Here is a 23,842-nt window from a genome sequence, read left to right as displayed (position 1 = left end):
TGCCTGGATGGCCAGGCCCTTCTCTCAGCGCCGCGTGATGGGGTTCGCTGCGCTCGCGCAACGCCGCCCGACATCCTGCGAAAGCGCCTGGATGCACAACGCCCGGCCCTGGGGCCGGGCGTCGTCGTGGGCGCTTCAGGTGGCTTGCAGCTGACGCGCCTTTTCCAGCAGCACCGCCCGTTCCTCGGGGCTGAGGGCATCGAGCCGCAGGCGCGCCTGGGCCAGCTTGAGCAGTTGCCCCGGCACCGTTTCCAGTGCCCGCAGGGCCTGCGCCAGGGCAGCCGGCGTCGGGTGGTCGAAGACGATGCCCGGGTTGGCCTCGCATTGCAGCAGCTTGCGGATGCCGGCCACCAGCTTGATCACCAGCAGGGAATGCCCGCCGGCGGCGAAGAAGTCCTGGTCCATGCTCAGGCGCTCCAGCCCGAGCAGTTGCGCCATGCGCGTGGAGAGCAGTTCTTCCAGGGCGTCCCGGGGGGCCACGAAGTCACGCTGCACCGCTTGCAGCTCGCGGCCCTGCAGGGCCTGGCGGTCGATCTTGCCATTGGCCAGGCGCGGCATGTCCGCCAGTACCTGCACCTGTGCCGGCAGCATCGATTCGGGCAGGTAGGCGCGCAGGGCGCCACGCAGCTCGCTGGCCGGGTCCTCCGGCAACGTCCCCTGCACGACGACGAAGGCCACCAGTTCAGCCCCCTCGCCCAGGTGCCGGACCACCACCGCCGCCTCGGTGACCGCGGGCAGCAGCAACAACGCCTGCTCGGTCTCGGCCGGCTCCACCCGATGGCCACGGATCTTCACCTGCTGGTCCTTGCGCCCGTACAGCTGGATGCCGCCCTCGGGCCGGTAGCGCGCCAGGTCGCCGCTGCGGTAGAGCACCTGCCCCGGGTCGAAGGGATCGGCGACGAAGGCCTCGCGCTGCTCGGCGCTGGCAGCCAGGTAGCCACGGCTGACCTGCTGCCCGCCGATGTACAGCTCGCCGAGCACGCCCACCGGCACCGGCCGGCGCTGCTCGTCCAGCACATGCACGCGGTTGTTCGCCAGCACCCGGGTCAGCGGGATGCCCAGCTCGCCCAGGTCGGCCTCAACCACGGGATGGACCAGCACCCCCACCGTCGTCTCGGTCGGCCCGTAGTGGTTGAACAGCCGGCAGTCGGGACGGATGCGCAGCACCCGCTCCGCCAGCGCAGGCGGCAAGGCTTCCCCGCCCAGGACGAGGGTGCGGGGGAGAGTCGGCCGCTCGGCCTCCAGCAAGGCGGCCAGGTGCGAGGGCACCATCTTCAGGCAGTCGATCCGGTTCGCCTCCAGGTAGTGGGCGAAGGCCGCGGGGCTCTGCATGGTCGGGTCATCCGCCACATGCAGGGTCGCGCCGTTGTAAAGCGCCCCGAACAGCGCGGTATTGCCCAGGTCGGCCGAGACGCTGGAGGAAAAGGCCACCTGGCGGCAGTCTTCCAGCCCCAGTGCCTCGCTGGCGGCGGCGGTGTAGTTGAAGAGGTGGCGGTGCTCGATCACCACGCCCTTGGGCAGGCCGGTGCTGCCGGAGGTGAAGAGCACATAGGCCACCTCCGCCCCCGTCGTGGCATGCGCCGGGGGCGCATCCCCCGCGGCCTCGTCGGGCCCGCCCGGGACCTGCAAGGCCTTCACGCCGGCGACATCGGCCACCTCGGTCGCCACCAGGACACGGCGCGCCCCGGCCTGTTCCAGCACCTGCGCCTGGCGCGCCGGGGGCCACAGCGGGTCCAGCGGCACATAGGCGGCACCGAGCCTCCAGGCGGCCAGCAGGGAGACCACCCAGGCGATCGAGCGTGGCAGCGCCAGGCCGACGAGATCGCCCGCGCCGACACCGCTGCGGTGCAGCCTGGCGCTCAGCTGGCGCACCTGGGCGTCCAGTTCGCGCCAGGTCAGGGCCTCCTCGCCACAGGCGATGGCGATGCCGTCCGGCGTCCGCTCGGCCCAGCGGGCGATGCGTTGCGGCAGCAGCCCCTCGGCCTGCCCGAGATCGCGGGGTGCCGGGTTGAGCGCCAGCAGGCGTGCGCGCTCCGACTCACCCGGCGGCGGCAGTTCGCACAGCTGGGGGTCGCCCTCCAGCATCGCCTGCAGCAGGCCCAGGTATTGCTCCAGCAACCCCCGCATGGCGGCCTGGCCGTAGAGGTCCGCGCGGTACTCCAGCGCCAGCGTCGCCGGCACGCCCTCCTCGCTCAGCACCTGCAGCAGCAGGTCGAACTCCCCCGCCTGTTCGGGCAGCGCCCGCGCCTGCCAGGTGCAGCCGGCGATCTCGCGCCCGGGCAGCGCCGGTCGGCTGGTGAACCCGCAGGCCAGCGTGGGGGCGGCAGGCCCGCTGCCGGCGATCCAGTATTCCTGCCAGGTTTCGTGTTGCTCCAGGCGCGAGGCCAGCGCGGTGCAGGCCGCACGCAGGCGCCCATCGCCCTCGAACGCCTGGCACAGCGGCAGGGTCCTTTCCAGCACGCCGGGTGCCCCGGCGAAGAATTCATAGGTGCTGCGGGCATCGTGCCGCCACGCCGCGAGCAGGGTCGAGCGGCCACTGATGCGGGCCAGCAGTGCCCACCACCCGGCTTGCAGGGCCCGCTCGAGCGGCAGCCCATCGGCCCGCGCCAGACGTTCGAGGCCGGCCACCAGCGCCGGGTCCAGCCGCTGCTCAAGCACCTCCCCACGGCCGGTCGCGACGCGCCCGCTGCGGCGGTAGGGCAGGTCGGGGGACGCACCGCCCGCGCCCAGGTGCTCCGCCCAGTAGCGCTTGCCCTCGGCGGCGTCTTCGTCCACCGCCACCTCCGCGTGCCATTCCAGGTACTGCTCGAAGCTGGCCGCCGCGTCGTCATCGCCTGCGCCCTGTCCATGGCCCGCATAGGCATCGAACAGCGCCTCGCAGAGCAGCCCCATGCTGCGGGCATCGACGATGAAGCGCGCCACGCCCAGGCTCAGGCGCCAGCGACCCGACTCCAGGCATTGCAGCAGGCCGCCCAGGTGGACCCCGCCGGGGATCGGGTGGGGCGCACCGGCCCACGCCTCGAAGAGCGCCGCCACCGATGCCGCCGGGCCGGGCTCGGCCACCACCTGCAAGGGAAAGCCGCCGCCCTCGCCCGCCAGTTGCCGAAGGCCGTTGTAGCCCGGCACCTGGCCGATGCGCGTGGCCAGCACCGGGAAACGCTGCACCAAAGCGTCCAGCGCGCTCCGCAGGCGGGCCAGGTCGAGCTCGCCCGCGATCTCGACCTGCACCAGGTGCGCCACCTCGGCCCAGGTGCCTTGCGGCCCGGCCTTGTCCAGCAGGCGCTGCTGCTCCGGCAGCAAGGGGAACCCGCTGTTCACTGCGTCCATGCTCATGCTTGCACCTCGTTATCCAGCTGTTGCACCTGCGCCGCGGACGGGCGTTCGAGTTCGCGGCGATCGAACATCTCGCTCATGGCGACGACGATCTTGCGGGGCCCCTCGAAGGGGTCGCGGGCGTGGGCCGCGAGCATGTTGTCGAGCAGCAGCACATCGCCCTTCTGCCAGCCCGGGCGCACGGCGCAGGCCTCGTAGAGCTCGCCCACCTGCTGCATGATCGCGTCGCTGATCGGCGAGCCGTCGCCGAAGTAGACGTGCCGCGGCATGCGCTCCAGGCCATAGAGGGCCAGCAGGTCGTCGCGGACGTCGGCGTCCAGGCAGTGGATGTGGTGCAGCTGGACCTGGTTGAAGAAGCTTTTCTCAAAGGTCACCGGGTGGCGGATGATCGCCGGGCACGGCGTGCGGATCTGCAGCCCGTCGTTCTCCAGCCACGACCACTGGATGCCGGCGGCTTGGCAACGCGCCTCCACCTCGGCGCGTACCTCGGTCTTGAAGAAGTGCTGCCAGGGCACGTCCAGGTCACCGCTGAAGGTGCGCACGTAGAGCAGCCCACGGCTCTCGAACAGGTCGCGCAGGGCCTCGGGCATCCGCCGGTACATCTGCCGACAGTCGACGATGGGCGTGGCGCCGCCGATGGGCGATGGCAGCTCGCAGAAGAACAGCTGCTTGCGCGGCCAGCGGTCCTGGTGCGAGCCCTCGTTGTGGAACAGGATCATCTTCTGCTCGGGGTAAGGCGTGGAGCGGTAGGTGTTCTTGCCGCCCTCCTTCTTCGGCAGGTCGCCGTACTGGCCGTAGAGCCCGGGCTGCACCGCCTCGGCGAAGGCCTCGAAGTCGTGGATGTCACGCAGGGCGAAGCCACGGAAGAGGATCGCGGCATGGCGGGCCAGCTTCTCCTCCAGCAGCGGCCGGTTGGCCTTGGCCCAGCCCACCAGGTCGATCCCCGGATCGCTGGGCTCCATCATCAGCGGGAAGTCCTGCCCGGGCACCACGAGGGTCTCCCGGATCTGTCCCTGGGCTTTCGCGGGTGCCCCGCCCTGGGCCTTCTTGAGGAACTTGCCCAGCTTGTCCGCCTTGTTGCGGACCGGCGCCTCGGCGCTGGCCGCTGTGTGAGTCGGCATGTCGATATCCTCCGATCTGATATTCGGGTCGCCTGTGATCTGTTCAAGAATTCCGATCCAGCCCTCCAGCAGCGCGCCGATGCGCTCGCCGTCGAACAGGTCGCTGGCGAACTGCCAGGTGCCTTGCAGGGCATCGCCGTCCGCCTCGACGAACAGCGCCATGTCGAACTTGGAATAGGCGGTCGCCGAGTCGATCGGCTCGATCCGCATCCCGGCGATGGAGCGGCTCGCCAGCGGCAGGTTGCTCATCACGAAGAGCACCTGCACCAGCGGGTTGGCGCCCTTGTGGCGCGGCGCGGCAGCGGCCTCGACGATCATGTCGAAGGGCAGGTCCTGGTGCTCGAAGGCGTCCAGCGCGGCCTGCCGCGTCTCGTCGAGGAAGGCCGAGAAGGCCTTGCCGGGCTCGTACCGCGAGCGCACCGGGAGCACGTTGACGAAGAAGCCGATCAGCGCCTCCAGCTCGAGTTGCTCGCGCCCGGCCACGTCCACGCCGACGACGATGTCGTCACTGCCGCCGAGGCGGTGCAGCATCAGCTGGAACGCCGCCAGCAGGACGTTGTACAGCGTGGTGCCCTGGGCGCGGGCCAGCGCGTTCAGGCGGCGGCCCAGTGCCGGCGCGATCACGAACGAGCGTTCGCGGCCCGCCAGCGTGGGGTTGGCCGGGCGGCTGCGGTCCGTCGGCAGCGCGAGCAACCCGGAGTAGCCGGACAGCGCCCCGGCCCAGAACCCGGCCTGTGCCTGCAGCACGCCGGTGCGTTCCAGGCCCAGCTGCCACTCGGCGAAGTCGGCGTACTGCAGGGGCAGTGGCGGCAATGGCGAGGCGTCGCCGTCGCGCAGGCGGCCGTAGATTTCCATCACCTCGCCGGCCAGGACCGACATGGACCAGCCATCGGAGACGATGTGGTGCATGGCGAACAGCAGCACATGCTCCTCGGCGCCCAGGCGCAGCAGACGCGCCCGCAGCAGCGGCGCCTGCAGCAGGCTGATGGGGCTGCGCGCGTTGTCTTCCACCGCATCGGCCACGCAGGCGTCGCGCGCATCGGGCGGCAGCGCGGACAGGTCGAGCAGCGGCAGTTCGATCTCCAGGTCCTCGGTGACGACGGCCTGCGGGTCGCCTTCGTCATCGGCCACATAGGCGGTGCGCAGCACTTCGTGGCGGCGGATGACCGCGTTCAGCGCGCGGGCGAGCAACGGGGCCTGCAACTCGCCGGTCAGGCGCAGGGCCATGGGCATGCCGTAGGCGCCACTGGCGGAGAACTGCTCGATCACCCACAACCGCCGCTGCGCCAGCGACAAGGTCGGCGCACCGCGGCGCGGTGTCACCGGCGGCCTGGCGACCTGCACAGGCGCCAAGGAACGGCTGCGCAGGCGCTGGGCGAGCGCGCCGAGGACCGGCGCCTCGAAGAGGTCGCGCAGGCTGATCGGTTGCTCGATGCAGCGGCGCAGTCGCGCCACCACCTGGGTGGCCAGCAGCGAATGCCCGCCCAGCTCGAAGAAGTGGTCGCCACGGCCGACCCGCTCCAGCCCGAGGACGCCCTGCCAGACCTCGGCCAGGCGGCATTCCAGCTCATCGGCCGGCGCCTCGAAGCGCTGCTGTTGCGAGGCGGCATCAGGGGCCGGCAGGGCCTTGCGGTCCAGCTTGCCGTTGGGGCTGAGGGGGAAGCGCTCCAGCAGCACCAGGCACGCGGGCACCATGTAGTCCGGCAACTGCGCCTGGAGCCGCTCGCCCACCGCTGAGCGCCAGCTCGCCTGCTGCTCGGCATCGGCAGCCAGCAGCGCCGGCTCCTGGGGCACCACATAGCCGACGATCTGCAGGCCGCTGGCACCCGGCAGGGCCAGGACCACGGCGTCACGCACGCTGTCCTGCTCCAGCAGGCGCGCCTCGATCTCGCCCAGCTCGATGCGGAAGCCCCGGATCTTCACCTGGTGGTCGACACGGCCGACGTACTCGATCTCGCCCTCGGCGCCGTAGCGCGCCAGGTCGCCGGTGCGGTACAGGCGGGCGCCCGGTTCGGCGGAGAACGGGTCGGGGATGAAGCGCTCGGCGGTCAGGCCCGGGCGGTTGAAATAACCCCGTGCCAGCAGCTCGCCGCCGATCACCAGCTCGCCGATCATGCCCACCGGCGCGGGCAGGCCCACTTCGTCCAGCAGGTAGATGCTGCGCCCCGGCAGTACCCGGCCGATGGGCAGGGTCAGCGGCAGGGGCCGCGCCTCGCTCACATAGGGCGCGCAGTCGAGGGTGGTGGCGGTGACGGTGGCCTCGGTGGGCCCGTAGGTGTTGAGCAGGCGGATGCCGCCCAGCCCCGCCTGGCGCCAGGCCGACAGCGCTTCCGGCGGCATCGCCTCGCCGCCGCTGTGCACCTGCCGCAGCGCGCCGTAGGGGCGCGGGCCGACCTCGGCGAAGTCGCGGGCGATCATGCTCCAGTAGGCGGTGGTGAGGTCGACGACGCTGATGCGCTTGGCGATCAGCTCGCGGTAGAAGGTCTCGCTGTCCCAGATCTCGTTGCCGCGCAGCACCACCGCCGCGCCGCAGATCAGTGCCGGGTAGAGCTGCTCGACGAAACCGTCGAAGTTGAAGGTGGAGAACTGCAGCACCCGGTCCTGCGCCCGCAGGTCGAAGAAGTCCAGGGCCACCCAGGCATGCCGGGCCAGCGCCTGGTGGCTGATGCCTACGCCCTTGGGGCGCCCCGTCGAGCCCGAGGTGAACATGACGTAGGCCAGGTTGTGCGGGTGCAGGCGCACCTGCGGGTCGCTGCCTTCGAGGCCTTGCCAGGCATCGCCCTGGTCCAGGCACAGGCGTGGCAGGCCGGCGGGGACCGGCAGGCTGTCGAGCACGCTCTGCTGGGTCAGCACCAGTGCCGCGCCGCTGTCCTCGATCATGCACAGCAGGCGGTCGGCCGGGTAGCCCGGGTCCAGCGGCACATAGGCACCGCCGGCCTTGAGCACCGCCAGCAGGCCGATCACGAGCTCAGGCCCGCGCTCCACGGCCAGGCCGACCCGCACGTCCGGCCCGACGCCCAGCGCCATCAGGTGCCGGGCCAGGCGGTTGGCACGCAGGTTGAGCTCGGCATAGGACAGCTCGTGGTCCTCGAACAGCAGCGCCGCGGCGTCCGGGGTGACGGCCGCCTGGGTGGCGAACAGCTCATGCACGAAGCGTTCGCTCGGGCAGTCGAGCGTCGCGCGGCTCCAGGCCTCCACGAGTTGCTGCCGCTCGTCCGCCGCCAGGTAGTCCAGGCTGCCCAGGGCGGCGTGGGGCTGCGCGGCCATCAGCCCGATCAGGCGGGTCAGGTGGCCCGCCAGGCGCTGCACCACCGCATCGGTGAAGTGCGCCCGGTCATGGCTGAACTCCAGCACCAGGCCGTCGTCCAGGCTCACGCTCAGGGTCAGCGGGTAATGGGTCCGCTCGTGATTGGCCACCTCGCCGAAGCGCAGCCCCTGGGGGGCGCCCTGCTGCAGCGCGGCGGACATGGGGTAGTTCTCGAACACCACCAGGGTGTCGAACAGGCTCTCACCGCCCTGCCCGGCCCAGCGCTGGATGTCGTAGAGCGGCGTGTGCTCGTGTTCGCGCAGCGCCAGGTTGAGCGACTGCACCTGCTCCAGCCACTGCGCCACGCGCTGCTGCGGCGCGGGGGCGGCGATCACCGGCAGGGTGTTGATGAACAGGCCGACCTGCTCTTCGATGCCCTCCAGTTCGGCCGGGCGCCCGGCCACCGTCGCGCCGAAGGCCACCGTCGCCTGCCCGGTGTAGCGCTGCAACAGCAGCAGCCAGGCCGCCTGCACCAGGGTGTTGAGGGTCACCTTGGCGTGCCGGGCCGCGTCCTGCAGGCGCTGGCTGGCTGCGCGGTCGAACTGCACGCGGTGGTCCCCGAAGCCGCTGCCGGCCAGCGGCATGGGGTTGGCCCTGGCCAGGCGGGTCGGCTCTTCCAGGCTCGCCAGCAACGGCCGCCAGAAGCGCTCGCCGGCCTGCGCGTCGCGCTGCTGCAACCAGGCGATGTAGTCGGCATAGCGCCCCGCACGGCTGGGCAGCGGCTGCCCGGCGTACTGCTGCAGCACCTCGCCCAGCAGCAGGGACAGGCTCCAGCCATCGACGAGGATGTGGTGGTGGGTCAGGACCAGGTGGCAGCGCCCCTCCGCCAGCAGCACCAGCTTGATGCGCAGCAGCGGCGCGACGCCCAGGTCGAAGCCGCGCGCGTGCTCGGCGGCCACCAGGTCGTCCAGCGCCTGGTCGAGACCGTCGCGCCCGCGCCAGTCGAGCACCTCGAAGGGCACCTCCACCTGGCGCTGGACGAGCTGCAGCGGCCGCTCCATGTCGGCCTGCCAGAGGAAGGCGCTGCGCAGCACGTCGTGGCGGTCCATCGCCTGCTGCCAGGCCGCCCTGAAGCGTTGCGGCTGCAGGCCGTCGGCATCGACGCGCAGCTGGTTGATGTACTCCGCGCGCGCGCCCTGGTAGAGGCTGTGGAACAGCATGCCCTGCTGCATCGGCGACAGCGGGTAGATGTCCTGCAGCTGCGCCGGCGCCAGCGGCAGGCCGTCCAGTTGCTCCTGGGTGAGCGGCATCAGCGGGAAGTCGGACGGCGTAACGCCACGGTTGTCGCTGGCACAGCAGTGCTCGACCAGCTCGCGCAGCGCCTGCGCATAGGCATCGGCCAGGCCTTGCAGCGTCGCCTCGTCGAAGCACTCGCGGCTGAAGCACCAGTCGACGGCCAGTTGCCCGTCGTAGACCTGGCCGTTCAGCACCAGGCAATTGGGCAGCGGCGCCTCCAGGCTCTGCTCCCGCCCGGCCGGCTCCCGCGCCGGAACGAACAGGCCGCCCTCGCCGGCGAAGCTGCCATCGAGCTGCCCGAGGTAGTTGAAGGTGACGCCCGGCTGCGGCAGGGCCGCCATCCGCGCCTGCATCTCTTCGTCCCCCAGATAGCGCAGGGCGGTGAAGCCGATGCCGTTGTCCGGCACGCGGCGCAGGTCTTCCTTGATCCGCTTGATCGACCCGGCCAGGTCGTCCTGCGGGTGCAGGTGCACGGGGAAGAAACTGGTGAACCAGCCCAGGGTCTGGCTGACGTCCGGGCCGTCGGGCAGGCCGTCCCGCCCGTGGCCTTCGAGCTGCACCAGGGCCGAGGCGTGGCCGGTCCAGCGGCACAGCACCCGCGCCAGCGCGGTCAGCAGCAGGTCGTTGATGCGCGTGCGATAGGCCGCGGGCGCGTCCTGCAGCAGGCGCCGGGTCAGGTCCTTGTCCAGGCGCGTGCTGGCGTGCGCCGCCTGGCGGTAGGTGGCACGGCCCTCGCGCCGTTGCGGCAGGCCGACTTCGGCGCCGCCCAGGTAGGCCTGCCAGAAGCCCAGTTCCTCTTCCGCTCCGGCGCGCTTGGCATGGGCCTGCAGCCGCTCGGCCCAGGCCTTGACCGACGCGCTCTTCGGCGCGAAGGCAGGGGTGGCGCCCGTAGCCGCCTGCCCATAGGCCTGCTGCAACTCGTCGAACAGCACCCGCCACGACACGCCGTCCACGGCCAGGTGGTGGATGACCACCAGCAACCGCTGGCTGGCATCGGGCAAGTCGACCAGCACCACGCGCAGCAAGGGGCCGTGTTCCAGGTCCAGGCTGCCCTGCACCTCGTCGCACAGCGCCGGCAGCTGCGCCAGGTCGCTCAGGCGGCGGTACGCCAGGAGCGGCGCGTTCGATGGCGCGGCGAACCGGGCCTGCCAGCCATTGGCGCTCCTGGCGAAGCGCAGGCGCAGCGCGTCGTGGCGCTGCACGAGGGCGGCCAGGGCCTGCTCCAGGGCAGCGGCATCCAGGGCCTGCGCCGGTTGCAGGAGCACCGACTGGTTCCAGTGATGGGCGTCGGGGACATCGGCGGCGAAGAACATCGTCTGCGCCGGCAGCATGGCGGTGGCACCGCTGAGGGGGCCCTGCTCCGCGGGTTCCTGCGCCTCGGCACGGCGGGCGACGGCGGCCAGGGCCTCGATGCTCTGGTGCTGGAACAGGTCCCTGGGGGTGATCAGGAGGCCCTGCTGGCGCGCACGGCTCACCACCTGGATGGAGACGATGGAATCGCCGCCCAGCTCGAAGAAGTTGTCCTGCGCGCCCACCTGCTCGATGCCCAGCACCGCTTGCCAGATCGCAGCCAGTTGCTGCTGCACGAGCGTGGCCGGCGCCACATAGGCCTTGCGCGACTGCCCCACCTCGGGCTGCGGCAGCGCCTTGCGCTCCAGCTTGCCGTTGGGGCTCAGCGGCATGGCCTCCAGCAGCACCCACTGGGCCGGGACCATGTAGTCGGGCAGTCCATTGCGCAGCTGGCTGGCCAGCTGTTCGGTATCCAGCTCGGCAGTCGCGGGCACCACATAGCCCACCAGGCGCTGGTCGACGGCCAGCACCACGGCTTCGCGGACTTCGTCCAGTTCCATCAGCCGCGCCTCGATCTCGCCCAGCTCGATGCGCAGGCCACGGATCTTCACCTGGTGGTCGATGCGGCCGGCGTATTCGATCACGCCGTCCTGGCGATAGCGCGCCAGGTCACCGGTGCGGTACATGCGCTCGCCGGCCACGAAGGGATTGGCGACGAAGCGCTCGGCGGTCAGCGCCGGGCGACGGTGATAACCACGGGCCAGGCCGACACCAGTCAGATACAGCTCGCCGAGGACGCCCACCGGCACCGGTTCGAGGTTGGCATCGAGGATGTAGCAGCCCAGGTTGGCAATCGGCTGGCCAATGGGCACGCCGTCCTTGCCTTCGTCGACGCAGGTCCAGTGGGTGACGTCGATGGCGGCTTCGGTGGGGCCGTAGAGGTTGTAAAGGTCGGCTTGCGGCAAGCGTGCAAAGACCTGCTGCTGGGCATCCACCGGCAGTGCTTCACCGCTGCAGACGATGCGCTTGAGGCGGGTGCAACGCTCCACCTGCGGGTCCAGCAGGAAGGCCTGGAGCATCGAGGGCACGAAGTGCAGCGTGGTGATGTTCTCGCGCTCGATCAGCGCCACCAGCCTGGCCGGGTCACGGTGATCGCCCGGGGCGGCAACGACCAGGCGAGCGCCGGTCATCAGCGGCCAGAAGAATTCCCACACCGACACGTCGAAGCTGAATGGGGTCTTCTGCAGCACGCTGTCGCTGGCATCCAGGCCATAGGCCTGTTGCATCCAGCACAGGCGGTTGGTCAGCGCCAGATGGCGGTTGCCGGCGCCCTTGGGCTTGCCGGTGGAGCCGGAGGTGTAGATCACATAGGCGAGGTTTTCGGCATCGAGCGCGACACCCGGATTGGTTTCCGGGAAATCAGCCAGCGACTCCACGTCCAGATCGATGCGCTGCACGCCTTCGGCCAGCGGCAGCTCCAGGTGCGACTGGCTCAGCAGCAAGTTCACGCTGCTGTCATCGAGCATGTAGGCCAGGCGTTCGGCGGGGTATTCCGGGTCCAGCGGCACATAGGCGCCGCCAGCTTTGAGAATTGCCAGCAGCCCCACGACCATTTCGATGGAACGCTCAACCGCGATGCCCACCAGGCTGTCCGGCCCGACGCCACGGGCGATCAGGGCGTGGGCCAGGCGATTGGCGCGCTGGTTGAGTGCGGCATAGCTGAGCGTTTCAGTGCCGAAGGCCAGGGCCGGGGCATCGGGAGCGCGTTGCACCTGGGCTTCGATCAGCTGGTGCACCGGGGTATCGAGCGGGTACGCGGTGGCCGTGGCGTTCCAGCCGTGCAGCTGGGTTTCACGCTCGCTGGGCGAGAGCAGCGGCAGCTCCGCGATGGGCGTATCCGGTTGAGCGACGATGGCTTCCAACAGGCCCAGCCAGTGGCCGGCCATGCGCTCGATGGTCGCCGCCTCGAACAGATCGGTGGCGTACACCAGGGCGGCGGCGAGGCCGTCGCCCTCATCACAGGTTTCCAGGGTCAGGTCCAGCTGCGCGGTGCCGCTGTCCCAGGTCACGCCCTCGACCTTGAGGCCGGGCAGCCCGGAGAGCCCCGCCGCCTTGGCCTGGTGGTTGTACATCACCTGGAACAGCGGGTTGTGGCTGAGGCTGCGCTCCGGTTGCAGGGCTTCCACCAGCTGCTCGAAGGGCAGGTCCTGGTAGGCCTGGGCTTCCAGCCCCATCCGTTGCAGCTGTTGCAGCAGCTCGCTGAAGCGCGTGTTGCCATCCATCACGCCCTGGAACACCTGGGTGTTGATGAACAGGCCGATCAGCCGCTCGCACTCGCGGCGGTTGCGGTTGGCCATGGGCACGCCGACGCGCACCTCGGCCTGGCCGCTGTAGCGGTGCAGCAGCACCTGGAAAGAGGCCAGCAGCAGGGAGAACAGCGTGGTGTCCTGCTGGCGGGCGAGGCCTTTCAGCGCGCGGGCCAGCTGCGGAGCCACCGGGATGGCGAAGCGGGCGCCACGGTGGCTCTGCACCGGCGGGCGGGCATGGTCGGTCGGCAGTTCGAGCAGCGTCCGGCCTTCACCCAGGCACGCCTTCCACCAGTCCAGCTGGCGCTCGCGCTCACCGGCTTCCAGCCATTGGCGCTGCCAGGCGGCGTAGTCGCGGAACTGGATCGGCAAGGGTGGCAACTGCGCCGCGGTGCCATCGACGGCGGCTTTGTAGAGCGCCAGCAGGTCGTCGACCATCACGCCCATGGACCAGCCATCGGTGATGCCGTGATGGAGCACGATCACCAGCACCTGCTCCGCCTCCCCCGTACGCGCCAAGGCCGCACGGATCAGCGGGCCCCGTTCGAGATCGAAGGGTTGCAGGATGCGTGCTTCCAGGTAGTCGTGCAGCGCCGGCCGCCCTTCCCCGCTCCCTTCGGCGACCGGCAGGCGGGTCGTCTCCAGGCTGAAGTCGAGCGTCGCCTCGACCTGCTGGAAGACCTCGCCGTCCGCTTCGACGAAGCGGGTGCGCAGGCTTTCATGGCGCTCGATCAGGGCGTGGAAGGCCTGCTCCAGCGCGCCGGCATCCACCGCCCCCTCGAGCCGGAGCACCACGGGGATGTGGTAGGCGGCGCTGTGCGGGTCGAGCTTCCAGAGGAACCATTGCCGCTGCTGCGCGTAGGACAGCGCATGGCGGCCGCGCTCGCAGGCCGGGACGATGGGCAGGCGCGCCACGTCGATGCCCATCTGCCCGAGCTTGGCGAAGAATTGCCGACGCTTGCCGGCGTCCAGGCCACGCAGGCGCTCGACCAGTTCCTCGGCGCGGATATCCCGTGCGGCGCCTTGCTTAAGCATCATCTTTCTCCAGTTCGTCCAGCGCGTCGAAAATCATGTCGTACTCATCCTCCAGCCCGCCCGCGCCCAGCCTGGGCTCCAGGTAGGCCGCCAGCTCGGCCAGGGTCCGGGCCAGGTAGAAATCACGCAGGGGCACCTCGATGCCCAGCTCCTCGCGCAGGCGCGAGGACAGCATGACCAGCTGCAGGGAGTGCCCACCCAGCTCGAAGAAGTTGTCGTGGCGGCCCACCCGCTCCAGCCCCAGCAGGCCCTGCCAGATGTCGGCCAGGCGCTCTTCCAGCTCGCTGGCCGGCGCCTCATGGGCACGTCGTTGCAACGCGGCATCCAGCGCCGGCAGTGCCTTGCGGTCGAGCTTGCCGTTGGTGGTCAGCGGCAGGTGGTCGAGGAACAGCAGGTGCGCCGGGACCATGTAGTCCGGCAGGTGCTCACGCAGGTGGGCCTTCAGCGCCTCGCGCAGGCTGGCTTCGTCGCAGTCGCCGCCAGGCACCAGGTAGGCCACCAGTTGCGGGCCAGCGTTGCCGCCCTGGGCCAGCACCGCGGCTTCGCGGATCGCGGGATACGCCAGCAACTGCGCTTCGATCTCGCCCAGTTCGATGCGGAAGCCACGGATCTTCACCTGCTGGTCCAGGCGGCCGATGTACTCGATCACGCCATCACTGCGGTAGCGCGCCAGGTCGCCGGTGCGGTACAGCCGCTCGCCGTCATGGGAGAAGGGGTTGGGCACGAAGCGTGTGGCGCTCAATGCCGGGCGCTTGAGGTAACCGCGCGCCAGGCCGGGCCCACCGACATACAGCTCGCCGGTGCAGCCTTGGGCGACCGGGTTGAGGGCGCCATCGAGCAGGTACCAGGTCAGGTCGGGGATGGCCTCGCCGATGGGGCTGCTGGCGGCCTGGTGCAGATCGGCCTTCGACAGCGGGCGCCAGGTGACGTGCACCGTGGTTTCAGTGATGCCGTACATGTTCACCAGGCGCGGCTGGGTATCGCCGAAGCGTTCGAACCAGGGCGCCAGGCCCTTCACTTCCAGGGCCTCGCCACCGAACACCACATAGCGCAGTGCGTCGGCTTGGCTGCTGGCAGAGCAAGCCACCCCCATCAGCGCCTTGAAGGCCGAGGGTGTCTGGTTCAGCACCGTGACGCCTTCGCGGCAGAGCAGTGCATGGAACTCATCGGGCGAGCGGGTCACCCACTGCGGGACGATCACCAGGCGGCCGCCATAGAGCAGCGCACCGAAGATTTCCCATACCGAGAAGTCGAAGGCGAAGGAGTGGAACAGGCTCCACACATCCTGCGGACCAAAGCCGAACCAGGCGTCGGTGGCGGTGAACAGACGCGTGGCGTTGGCGTGGCTGAGCAGCGCGCCCTTGGGCTGGCCGGTGGAGCCGGAGGTGTAGATCACATAGGCCAGGTTGGCGGGGCTGAGGGCCACGTTGGGGTTGTCGTCGCGGCCGTGGCCGTCGTCGGTCTCAAGCGCCAGGACGCGGACCTGAGCGGGAATGGCCAGGCGCTCGCGGGCGCTGTCTTCAGCCAGCAATAACTGCAAGCCACTGTCTTCTATCAGGTACGCGAGGCGGTCTTCCGGGTAGGCCGGGTCCAGCGGCACATAGACGCCACCCGCCTTGAGGATCGCCAGCAGGCCGACGATCACCTCCAGGCCACGGCCGGCGGCCAGGCCGACCAGGGTATCCGGTCGCACGCCTTCGGCGATCAGGCGATGGGCTATTCGGTTGGCGCGGCGGTTGAGTTCGCCATAGGCGAGGGTCTGGCCTTCGAAGCTGAGGGCGATGGAGTCCGGCGCTTCGGCAGCGCGCTGCTCGAACAGCGAGTGCAGGCAGGACTCCACCGGGAAGCGCGTGGGCGCGGGGTTCCAGGCCAGCAGGTTGGCCTGCTGTTCGCTTGGCGAGAGCATCGGCAGCTCGGCCAGGCGCTGGTTGGGATGGGCAACCATCGCCGTGAGCAGGTTGCGCCAGTGATCGGCCAGGCGCTCAACGGTGGCCGCTTCGAACAGGTCGCTGGCGTAGGTGAAGATGGCCTGCAGCCCCCTTCCCTCGACGATATCCAGGGTCAGGTCGAACTGGGCATCGCGGCCATGCACGGCGATCTGCTCGAAGGCCAGCCCCGGCAGCCCGGGACGCTCCGCTTGGACATCGTGCTGGTGGTTGAAGGCCACATCGAAGAGTGGGCTGCGGCCCAGGCTGCGTTCCGGTTGCAGCGCCTCGACCAGTTGCTCGAACGGCAGGTCCTGGTTGGCCTGCGCCTCCAGCGTCGTCTGTCGGGTGCGCTGCAGAAGCTGGGTGAACGAGGATTGCCCGTCCACCTCGCCCCTGAGCACCAGGGTGTTGACGAAGAAGCCGACCAGGCCTTCGGTTTCCAGGCGGTTGCGGTTGGCGATGGGCACGCCGATGCGGATGTCCGCCTGGCCGCTGTAGCGCGCCAGCAAGACCTGGAAGGCCGCCAGCAGGACCATGAATGTCGTGGCGCCCTGCTCCCGGGCGCAGGCTCGGACCTGCTCGGCCAGGGCCTCCTCGACGGCCAGGTCGAAACGCGCCGCTCGCATCGTCCGGTCGAGGGGCCGCCCATGGTCGGTGGGCAGCTCCAGCGGCGGCGTCGGCTGGCCGAGCTGCGTCACCCAGTGGTCCAGCTGCCGGCGGCGCGCGTCGGAGCCCATCCACTGGCGCTGCCACTGCGCGTAGTCGACGTATTGGATCGGCAAGGCCGGCAGTGACGCGGCCTCGCCGCGCTGGTGAGCGGCGTAGAGCGCCAGCAGCTCGTCCACCATCACCCGCATCGACCAGGCATCGGAAACGATGTGGTGCTGGGTCAACAGCAGCACGTGCTCATTCGCCGCCAGGCGCCACACGCGCACCCGCAGCAACGGCCCCTGGCGCAGGTCGAACGTCCGTCGTGCCTCCTGGGCGATGGCGCTCTCCAGGTCCTCCGGCGCCAGCGCCTCGGCCTGGATACGCGCGGCCTGCGGTGCATCCACCACCTGCCAGAGCTGCTCCCCGTCCTGGATGAAGCGGGTGCGCAGCGATTCATGCCTTGCGATCAGGTCGCTGAAGGCCTGCTCCAGGGCGGTGATATCCAGTTCGCCCTTCAGGCGCAGCGCCGAAGGGATGTGGTAGGCGGCGCTTTCCGGCTCCAGTTGCCAGAGGAACCACTGCCGTTCCTGGGCGTAGGACAGCGGCAGCGGCTGCTCGCGGGAAACCGGCAGCAGCGGCGGCTCGGCCTGGGCCAGCGGTCGCTCGATGGCACGGGCGAAATCGCTCAGCTGCGGGTGTTCGAACAAGGTGCGCAAAGACACGTCCCGTTGCAGCTGCTGGCGTACGCGCGACACCACCTGGGTGGCCAGCAGCGAGTGCCCACCCAACTCGAAGAAGCCATCGTGGCGGCCAACCCGCTCGACCCCGAGCAGGGCCTGCCAGATATCCGCCAGCTGGCGTTCCAGGCCGGCTTGCGGCTCCACGTATTCCTTGCGCGACTGCACGGCATCCGGCTGCGGCAGCGCCTTGCGCTCCAGCTTGCCGTTGGGGCTGAGGGGCATGGCCTCCAGCAGCACCCATTGGGCCGGGACCATGTAGTCCGGCAACCCATTGCGCAACTGGCTGGCCAGCTGCTCGGTGTCCAGATCGCTTTGAGCGGGCACCACATAGCCCACCAGTCGCTGGTCGACGGCCAGCACCACGGCTTCGCGGACTTCGTCCAGTTCCATCAGCCGCGCCTCGATCTCGCCCAGCTCGATGCGCAGGCCACGGATCTTCACCTGGTGGTCGATGCGGCCGGCGTATTCGATCACGCCGTCCTGGCGATAGCGCGCCAGGTCACCGGTGCGGTACATGCGCTCGCCGGCCACGAAGGGATTGGCGACGAAGCGCTCGGCGGTCAGCGCCGGGCGACGGTGATAACCACGGGCCAGGCCGACACCAGTCAGATACAGCTCGCCGAGGACGCCCACCGGCACCGGTTCGAGGTTGGCATCGAGGATGTAGCAGCCCAGGTTGGCAATCGGCTGGCCAATGGGCACGCCGTCCTTGCCTTCGTCGACGCAGGTCCAGTGGGTGACGTCGATGGCGGCTTCGGTGGGGCCGTAGAGGTTGTAAAGGTCGGCTTGCGGCAAGCGTGCAAAGACCTGCTGCTGGGCATCCACCGGCAGTGCTTCACCGCTGCAGACGATGCGCTTGAGGCGGGTGCAACGCTCCACCTGCGGGTCCAGCAGGAAGGCCTGGAGCATCGAGGGCACGAAGTGCAGCGTGGTGATGTTCTCGCGCTCGATCAGCGCCACCAGCCTGGCCGGGTCACGGTGATCGCCCGGGGCGGCAACGACCAGGCGAGCGCCGGTCATCAGCGGCCAGAAGAATTCCCACACCGACACGTCGAAGCTGAATGGGGTCTTCTGCAGCACGCTGTCGCTGGCATCCAGGCCATAGGCCTGTTGCATCCAGCACAGGCGGTTGGTCAGCGCCAGATGGCGGTTGCCGGCGCCCTTGGGCTTGCCGGTGGAGCCGGAGGTGTAGATCACATAGGCGAGGTTTTCGGCATCGAGCGCGACACCCGGATTGGTTTCCGGGAAATCAGCCAGCGACTCCACGTCCAGATCGATGCGCTGCACGCCTTCGGCCAGCGGCAGCTCCAGGTGCGACTGGCTCAGCAGCAAGTTCACGCTGCTGTCATCGAGCATGTAGGCCAGGCGTTCGGCGGGGTATTCCGGGTCCAGCGGCACATAGGCGCCGCCAGCTTTGAGAATTGCCAGCAGCCCCACGACCATTTCGATGGAACGCTCAACCGCGATGCCCACCAGGCTGTCCGGCCCGACGCCACGGGCGATCAGGGCGTGGGCCAGGCGATTGGCGCGCTGGTTGAGTGCGGCATAGCTGAGCGTTTCAGTGCCGAAGGCCAGGGCCGGGGCATCGGGAGCGCGTTGCACCTGGGCTTCGATCAGCTGGTGCACCGGGGTATCGAGCGGGTACGCGGTGGCCGTGGCGTTCCAGCCGTGCAGCTGGGTTTCACGCTCGCTGGGCGAGAGCAGCGGCAGCTCCGCGATGGGCGTATCCGGTTGAGCGACGATGGCTTCCAACAGGCCCAGCCAGTGGCCGGCCATGCGCTCGATGGTCGCCGCCTCGAACAGGTCGGTGGCGTAGGTCAGGGCGGCATGGAGCTGGCCACCCTTTTCATAGGTATCCAGGCTGAGGTCGAACTGGGTGGTCCGGCTGCGCCAGTCCAGCGGTGCGAAGCGCAGCCCGCCCGGCGCGCCGAGCGCTTCGATGTCCGCCACGTGCGGCTGGTGGTTGAACATCACCTGGAACAGCGGCGCATGGCTGAGGGTGCGATCCACGGCCAGCGCTTCCACCAGGCGCTCGAAGGGCAGGTCCTGGTGGGCCTGGGCGCCGAGCACGCATTCGCGGACCTGTTCGAGGAGCGCACGGATCCGCAGCTCCGGCTGGAACCGTGCGCGCAACACCTGGGTGTTGACGAAGAGGCCGATCAGCCCTTCCACCTCGGCGCGGTTGCGGTTGGCGACAGGCACGCCGATCCGCAGGTCGTCCTGCCCGCTGTAGCGCTGCAACAGCACCTCGAACCCCGCCAGCAGCAGCATGAACAGCGTCAGCCCCTGCTCCCGTGCCGCCGTGCGCAGGGCGCTGGCCAGGGGCATGGGGAGGGTGAATTCGTGGCGCTCGCCACGGTAGCTGGCCCGGGCCGGACGGGCATGGTCGACGGGCAGCTCCAGCACCGGCTGGCGGTCGCCCAGTGCCGCACGCCAGTAGGCCAGCTGGCGCTCCTGCTCACCGGCCTCCAGCCAGCTGCGCTGCCACAGGGCGTAGTCGGCGTACTGCACCGGCAAGTCCGGCAGGTTCGCCGCCCTCCCCTCGACGGCGGCGGCATAGAGCTGCCCCAGCTCGTCGATCAGCACGTTCATCGACCAGCCGTCGGAGACGATGTGGTGCAGGGTGAGCAGCAGGACGTGCTGCTCCGCGCCCAGCCGGATCAGCCGGACCCGCAGCAGCGGGCCCTGTTCGAGGTCGAACGGGCGCAACGATTCGGCCAGCGCTTCCTGGCGCAGGTGCTCTTCGCGGGCCGCTTCCGTCCACGCGCTGCAGTCTTCGAATGCCACGCCCAGCGGCCGCTGCAAGGGGCAAAGCTGCAGGCGCTCGCCGGAGGCGTCGAACACCGTGCGCAGCGAGGCATGCCGCGCGACCAGGCCGGCGAAGGCGCGTTCCAGGGCGCTCCTGTCCAGGGGGCCGCTGAGGCGCACGGCGCTGGGCAGGTTGTAGGCACCGCTCTGCGGGTCCAGTTGCCAGAGGAACCACATGCGCTGCTGCGCATGGGACGGGCACCGGCTGTCGGCGTGCTCGACGCCGGCGGGTATCGGGAAGACCGAGAAGTCGATCCCTTCGCCACGCAGGCTCTCCAGGAACATCCGGCGCTTTTCCAGGGGCAGCTCGATAAAGCGGCGGGCGAGTTTCAGGGAGTCTTCTGCGTTCATCTGTCGTTTCCGTACTCGTGGGCAGCACGCAATGCGTGCTCGATTGCTCAAGGAGAACGGACGGCAGGTGCGGAAAATTACCTGCGCGGCAATGCCACGGACACAGCACGACGACCGCACCCGTGCCACGGCAGGAAGGCCCTCAAGGGGCCATCGGCGGGCGCGTCCTAAATTTTTCGCGGCCTCGTTCGTCCATAAGGCAGCGCCGCTTTCGGGCAACGAAGCGCGCAGCGTCGTCATTCCCCAGGAACAGCCCCGCCCATGCCGAAGAAGTCCCGCTCCCGCCTCTGGTTCCTCGTCCACAGCTGGCTGGCCCTGCCGATCTGGTGCTTCATGCTGATCGTCTGCGTGACCGGCACCCTGGCGGTGGTGAGCCAGGAACTGGTCTGGCTGGCCAAGCCGGAAGTCCGCGCGAGCCGGCCCCAGGCCGACATGCCCCGCCTGGGCTACGACCGGATCGTCGCGGGCATCCGCGACGCCCAGCCCGAGGCCTCGATCAGCGCCATCCGCCGGCCGGGCGAGGACCATTTCGCGCTGGTCGTCGACGTCAGCTACCCCGACACCCGCGAGGCCAGCCTCTACGTGAACCCCTACACGGGGGTGATCCAGGGGCACAGCTCCAGCTTCGACTTCCGCCAGTTCACCCGCGCCCTGCACGGCTGGTGGCTGGTGCCCTTTACCAACGGCTACAGCTGGGGCTGGTACCTGGTGTCGCTGCTCGGCCTGCCGATGCTCGCCTCGCTGGTCACCGGCCTGGTGGTCTACAAGCGCTTCTGGAAGGGCTTTCTCACCCCGCGCCTGCGCATCGACCAGGGCGCCCGCATCTTCTGGGGCGACTTCCATCGCCTGTCGGGCATCTGGTCGATCTGGTTCATCGCGGTCATCTCCATCACCGGCCTGTGGTTCCTGGTCCAGGCGATCCTCGTCGACAACCACGTGACCCTGTCCAGCGAGGGCATCCCGCCGGTGCTGGCGCGGGACGCCGTGCCCGTGGCGCAGCCGGGCAAGCCCGTGGAGCGGATCGGCCTGGACCGTGCCATCGAGATCGCCAGCCAGGCCATCCCGACGCTGGAGGCCAACGCCCTGTACTTCCCCGAGGACGCCTACAGCGCCCTGTACATCTACGGCAACAGCCGCTACCCGCTGATGTACCAGTCCGTTGCGCTCAACCCCTTCGACGGCCATGTCGAGGCCGTGCGCAGGCTCGGCGACCGCACGCCGCTGGAGTTCGTCACCGAGTCGATGCACCCGCTGCACACGGGCGACTTCGGCGGCCTCTGGAGCAAGGCGATCTGGTTCGTCTTCGGCCTGCTGCTGAGCCTGATGGTGCTCAGCGGCTTCCTGATCTGGAGCAAGCGCACCGCCCAGGCGACCCTGGCGCTGGTGAAGCGCAACCAGCGCCTGGCCGGCATCCGGCCCCTGGGCGAGCCGCCCGTGGCCTGCCGGGAATAGGCCGGAGGGTCAGACGGCCTCGGCACCCGGCCAGCGCCCGGCGAGCCCGTCCAGCTGGCGGACGAGGTAGGCGAGCACGTCGGCCTGCCGGTCGCGGATGAAGCGATGGTCCCCTTCGAAGAGCCTGAGCTGCAGCCGGCCTGTGGTTTCCTCGCTCCAGGCCTTGAGCTGCGCCTTGCGGGGGCCGTCGTCGACGCCGGCCAGGACGTGCACAGGGCAAGCGAGCGGCGTACGCGGCCGGTGCCGATAGGCGGCCTGGGACACGCAGGCGGCCGGTCGCCAGCTGGCGATGCCGCGCTGGTATTCGGCCCAGCGTGACGGCGCGACCGAGCCCGAGGCGAACAGGCCCAGCGAGCCTGGCGCGCCCCGCTCGCGCAGGGCATAGAGCAGCTCGCAGGCCGCCAGCGCGCCGAAGCCGTGGCCGATGACCGCATAGGGCAGGCGTCGCACGTCCATCTCCACCCTGCGCGCCAGCTGCCCGGCGACGGCTGCGGACAGCCCGGGCACCTCCACCAGCGGCACGGGGCGGACCTGCACCCAGGCAGGCAACAGCGCGCCCCAGGCCGGGTAGTCCACCGCGCCGACCCCGGGGCAGGCAACGCAGAACAGTTGCAGAGCGGGCGTCATTCAGCCCACCGACAGGCAGCCGACCACCCACGCGGGGCAAGGGGCGGCAGCTCGTGGCGATCGGACAGGGCGCGCATTGCTTCGGCTCGTGATGGACGGCATGGCCGCCGCACGCCCCCATCATGTGAGGCGTGTAAGCGGCCCATTGCGGGCGGGAACGGGCTCAGGCCGGTTCGACGAGGGCAGCGGCCAGGGCACGGGCGAAGCGGCGGGCGACTTCGTCCACCTGTTCGGCGGTGATGATCAGCGGCGGCAGGAAGCGCACCACGCTGCCGTGGCGGCCGCCCAGTTCGAGGATCAGCCCGCGCTTGAGGCACTGGGCCTGCAGGCGCGAGGCCAGGGCGCTGAAGGTCGGGGGGTGACCCAGCGCATCACGGGGGCCGGACGGGTCAACCAGCTCGACGCCGAGCATCAGCCCGCGCCCACGGATATCGCCCAGCTGCGGGTAGTCGCGCTGCAGTTCGCGCAGGTGGCCGGCCAGGCGCTCGCCCATGGCGGCGGCGTGGGCGGGGATGTCGTGGTCCTTGAGGTAGCGCAGCACCGCCGAGCCGGCGGCCATGGCCATCTGGTTGCCACGGAAGGTGCCGGCGTGGGCACCCGGGGCCCAGACGTCGAGCCACTCGCGGTAGACCATCACCGCCAGCGGCAGGCTGCCGCCGATGGCCTTGGACAGCACCACCACGTCGGGCACGATGCCGGCGTGCTCGAAGGCGAACATCCTGCCGGTGCGGCCGAAGCCGCTCTGGATCTCGTCGACGATCAGCGCCACCCCGGCCTTCTCGGTGATGCGGCGCAGGCCGCGCAGCCACTCGATGTCCGCCGGCACCACGCCACCCTCCCCCTGCACCGCTTCGACGATCACCGCCGCCGGCAGCAGCACGCCGGCCTCGGGGTCGCTGAGCAGGTTCTCCAGGTAATGCAGGTTGGCGCGCACGCCGGCCTCGCCACCCAGGCCGAAGGGGCAGCGGTAGGCGTAGGGATAGGGGGCGAACTGCACGCCATTGCCGAGCACCGCGCCCAGGGCCTTCTTCGGCCCCAGGTTGCCCATCAGCCCCAGGGCGCCCTGGCTCATGCCGTGGTAGCCGCCCTGGAACGAGAGGATGGTGCTGCGCCCGGTGGCGGTGCGCACCAGCTTGAGTGCCGCCTCCACCGCGTCGGTGCCGGTGGGGCCGCAGAACTGGATCTTCGCCTCACGGGCCAGGTCCTCGGGCAACAGGCCGAAGAGGTCCTGGACGAACTGGTCCTTCACCGGGGTGGTGAGGTCCAGGGTGTGCAGCGGCAGCTCGTCGGCGAGCACCTGGCGGATCGCATCGATCACCACCGGGTGGTTGTGACCCAGGGCCAGGGTGCCGGCACCGGCGAGGCAATCGATGAAGGTGCGGCCCTCGACGTCCTCGACATACAGCCCACGCGCACGCTTGAGCGCCAGGGGGATGCGCCGGGGGTAGCTGCGGGCGTTGGATTCCTGCTGCTTCTGGCGGGCCAGCAGCGGCGACTCCTCGAACTGGTAGAGCGTCTCTTCTTCAGCGGCCAGCGGCAGGCTGGCATTGAGGCTGGTAGCGGCTTGCATCCTTCGACCCTCGATAAAGTGGCATCAAGCTCCGGGCCGTGCGCTTGTGGCGCTTCTCGGCCTTGTGCAGAGGAGACGATGGAGCGG

6 protein-coding genes are annotated in these 23,842 nt (G+C 70.0%); 1 reads left to right on the top strand and 5 read right to left on the bottom strand.

Going from position 1 to position 23,842, the window contains the following annotated elements:
• Positions 1–135: 135 nt before the first annotated feature.
• The 3 genes from HSX14_RS13900 to HSX14_RS13890 are packed head-to-tail and all read right to left on the bottom strand — an operon-like array spanning position 136 to position 20,106.
• On the bottom strand, positions 136–3,333 hold the full coding sequence (locus tag HSX14_RS13900) for a non-ribosomal peptide synthetase (RefSeq protein WP_173175600.1): 3,198 nt from the start codon (positions 3,331–3,333) through the stop codon (positions 136–138).
• Positions 3,330–13,628, bottom strand: coding sequence for a non-ribosomal peptide synthetase (locus HSX14_RS13895; RefSeq protein ID WP_175384255.1), 10,299 nt, complete (start codon positions 13,626–13,628; stop codon positions 3,330–3,332). Before HSX14_RS13895 ends, HSX14_RS13900 begins: the two co-directional genes overlap by 4 nt.
• Positions 13,621–20,106, bottom strand: a complete 6,486-nt coding sequence (locus tag HSX14_RS13890) for a non-ribosomal peptide synthetase (RefSeq protein ID WP_175384254.1) — start codon at positions 20,104–20,106, stop codon at positions 13,621–13,623. Before HSX14_RS13890 ends, HSX14_RS13895 begins: the two co-directional genes overlap by 8 nt.
• Positions 20,107–20,367: 261 nt before the next feature.
• Between HSX14_RS13890 and HSX14_RS13885 the strand changes: the two genes are divergently transcribed.
• Positions 20,368–21,558 carry a PepSY-associated TM helix domain-containing protein gene (locus HSX14_RS13885; protein WP_173174059.1) on the top strand — a complete coding sequence of 397 codons (1,191 nt, stop codon included), beginning with the start codon at positions 20,368–20,370 and terminating at the stop codon, positions 21,556–21,558.
• Between the two features lie 9 nt (positions 21,559–21,567).
• Here HSX14_RS13885 and HSX14_RS13880 read toward each other — a convergent pair whose 3' ends face one another.
• Both HSX14_RS13880 and HSX14_RS13875 read right to left on the bottom strand, forming a co-directional pair.
• Positions 21,568–22,185 carry a thioesterase II family protein gene (locus HSX14_RS13880; protein WP_228723589.1) on the bottom strand — a complete coding sequence of 206 codons (618 nt, stop codon included), beginning with the start codon at positions 22,183–22,185 and terminating at the stop codon, positions 21,568–21,570.
• Between the two features lie 163 nt (positions 22,186–22,348).
• The gene (locus HSX14_RS13875; protein ID WP_173174061.1) at positions 22,349–23,755 is read right to left on the bottom strand and encodes an aspartate aminotransferase family protein; all 1,407 of its coding nucleotides are present in this window, start codon (positions 23,753–23,755) and stop codon (positions 22,349–22,351) included.
• Between the last annotated feature and the right edge of the window lie 87 nt (positions 23,756–23,842).

Origin of the sequence: Pseudomonas tohonis, from assembly GCF_012767755.2 — a bacterium.
Taxonomy (GTDB): domain Bacteria; phylum Pseudomonadota; class Gammaproteobacteria; order Pseudomonadales; family Pseudomonadaceae; genus Metapseudomonas; species Metapseudomonas tohonis.
Note: the sequence above shows the minus strand (reverse complement) of the source record. Positions and strands in the feature narration are given on the sequence as shown.

Bases quoted from the DNA above. Each gene is read 5' to 3' on its own strand.
- HSX14_RS13900 (WP_173175600.1), bottom strand. From the start codon at position 3,333: ATGAGCATGGACGCAGTGAACAGCGGGTTCCCCTTGCTGCCGGAGCAG.
- HSX14_RS13895 (WP_175384255.1), bottom strand. From the start codon at position 13,628: ATGCTTAAGCAAGGCGCCGCACGGGATATCCGCGCCGAGGAACTGGTC.
- HSX14_RS13890 (WP_175384254.1), bottom strand. From the start codon at position 20,106: ATGAACGCAGAAGACTCCCTGAAACTCGCCCGCCGCTTTATCGAGCTG.
- HSX14_RS13885 (WP_173174059.1), top strand. From the start codon at position 20,368: ATGCCGAAGAAGTCCCGCTCCCGCCTCTGGTTCCTCGTCCACAGCTGG.
- HSX14_RS13880 (WP_228723589.1), bottom strand. From the start codon at position 22,185: ATGACGCCCGCTCTGCAACTGTTCTGCGTTGCCTGCCCCGGGGTCGGC.
- HSX14_RS13875 (WP_173174061.1), bottom strand. From the start codon at position 23,755: ATGCAAGCCGCTACCAGCCTCAATGCCAGCCTGCCGCTGGCCGCTGAA.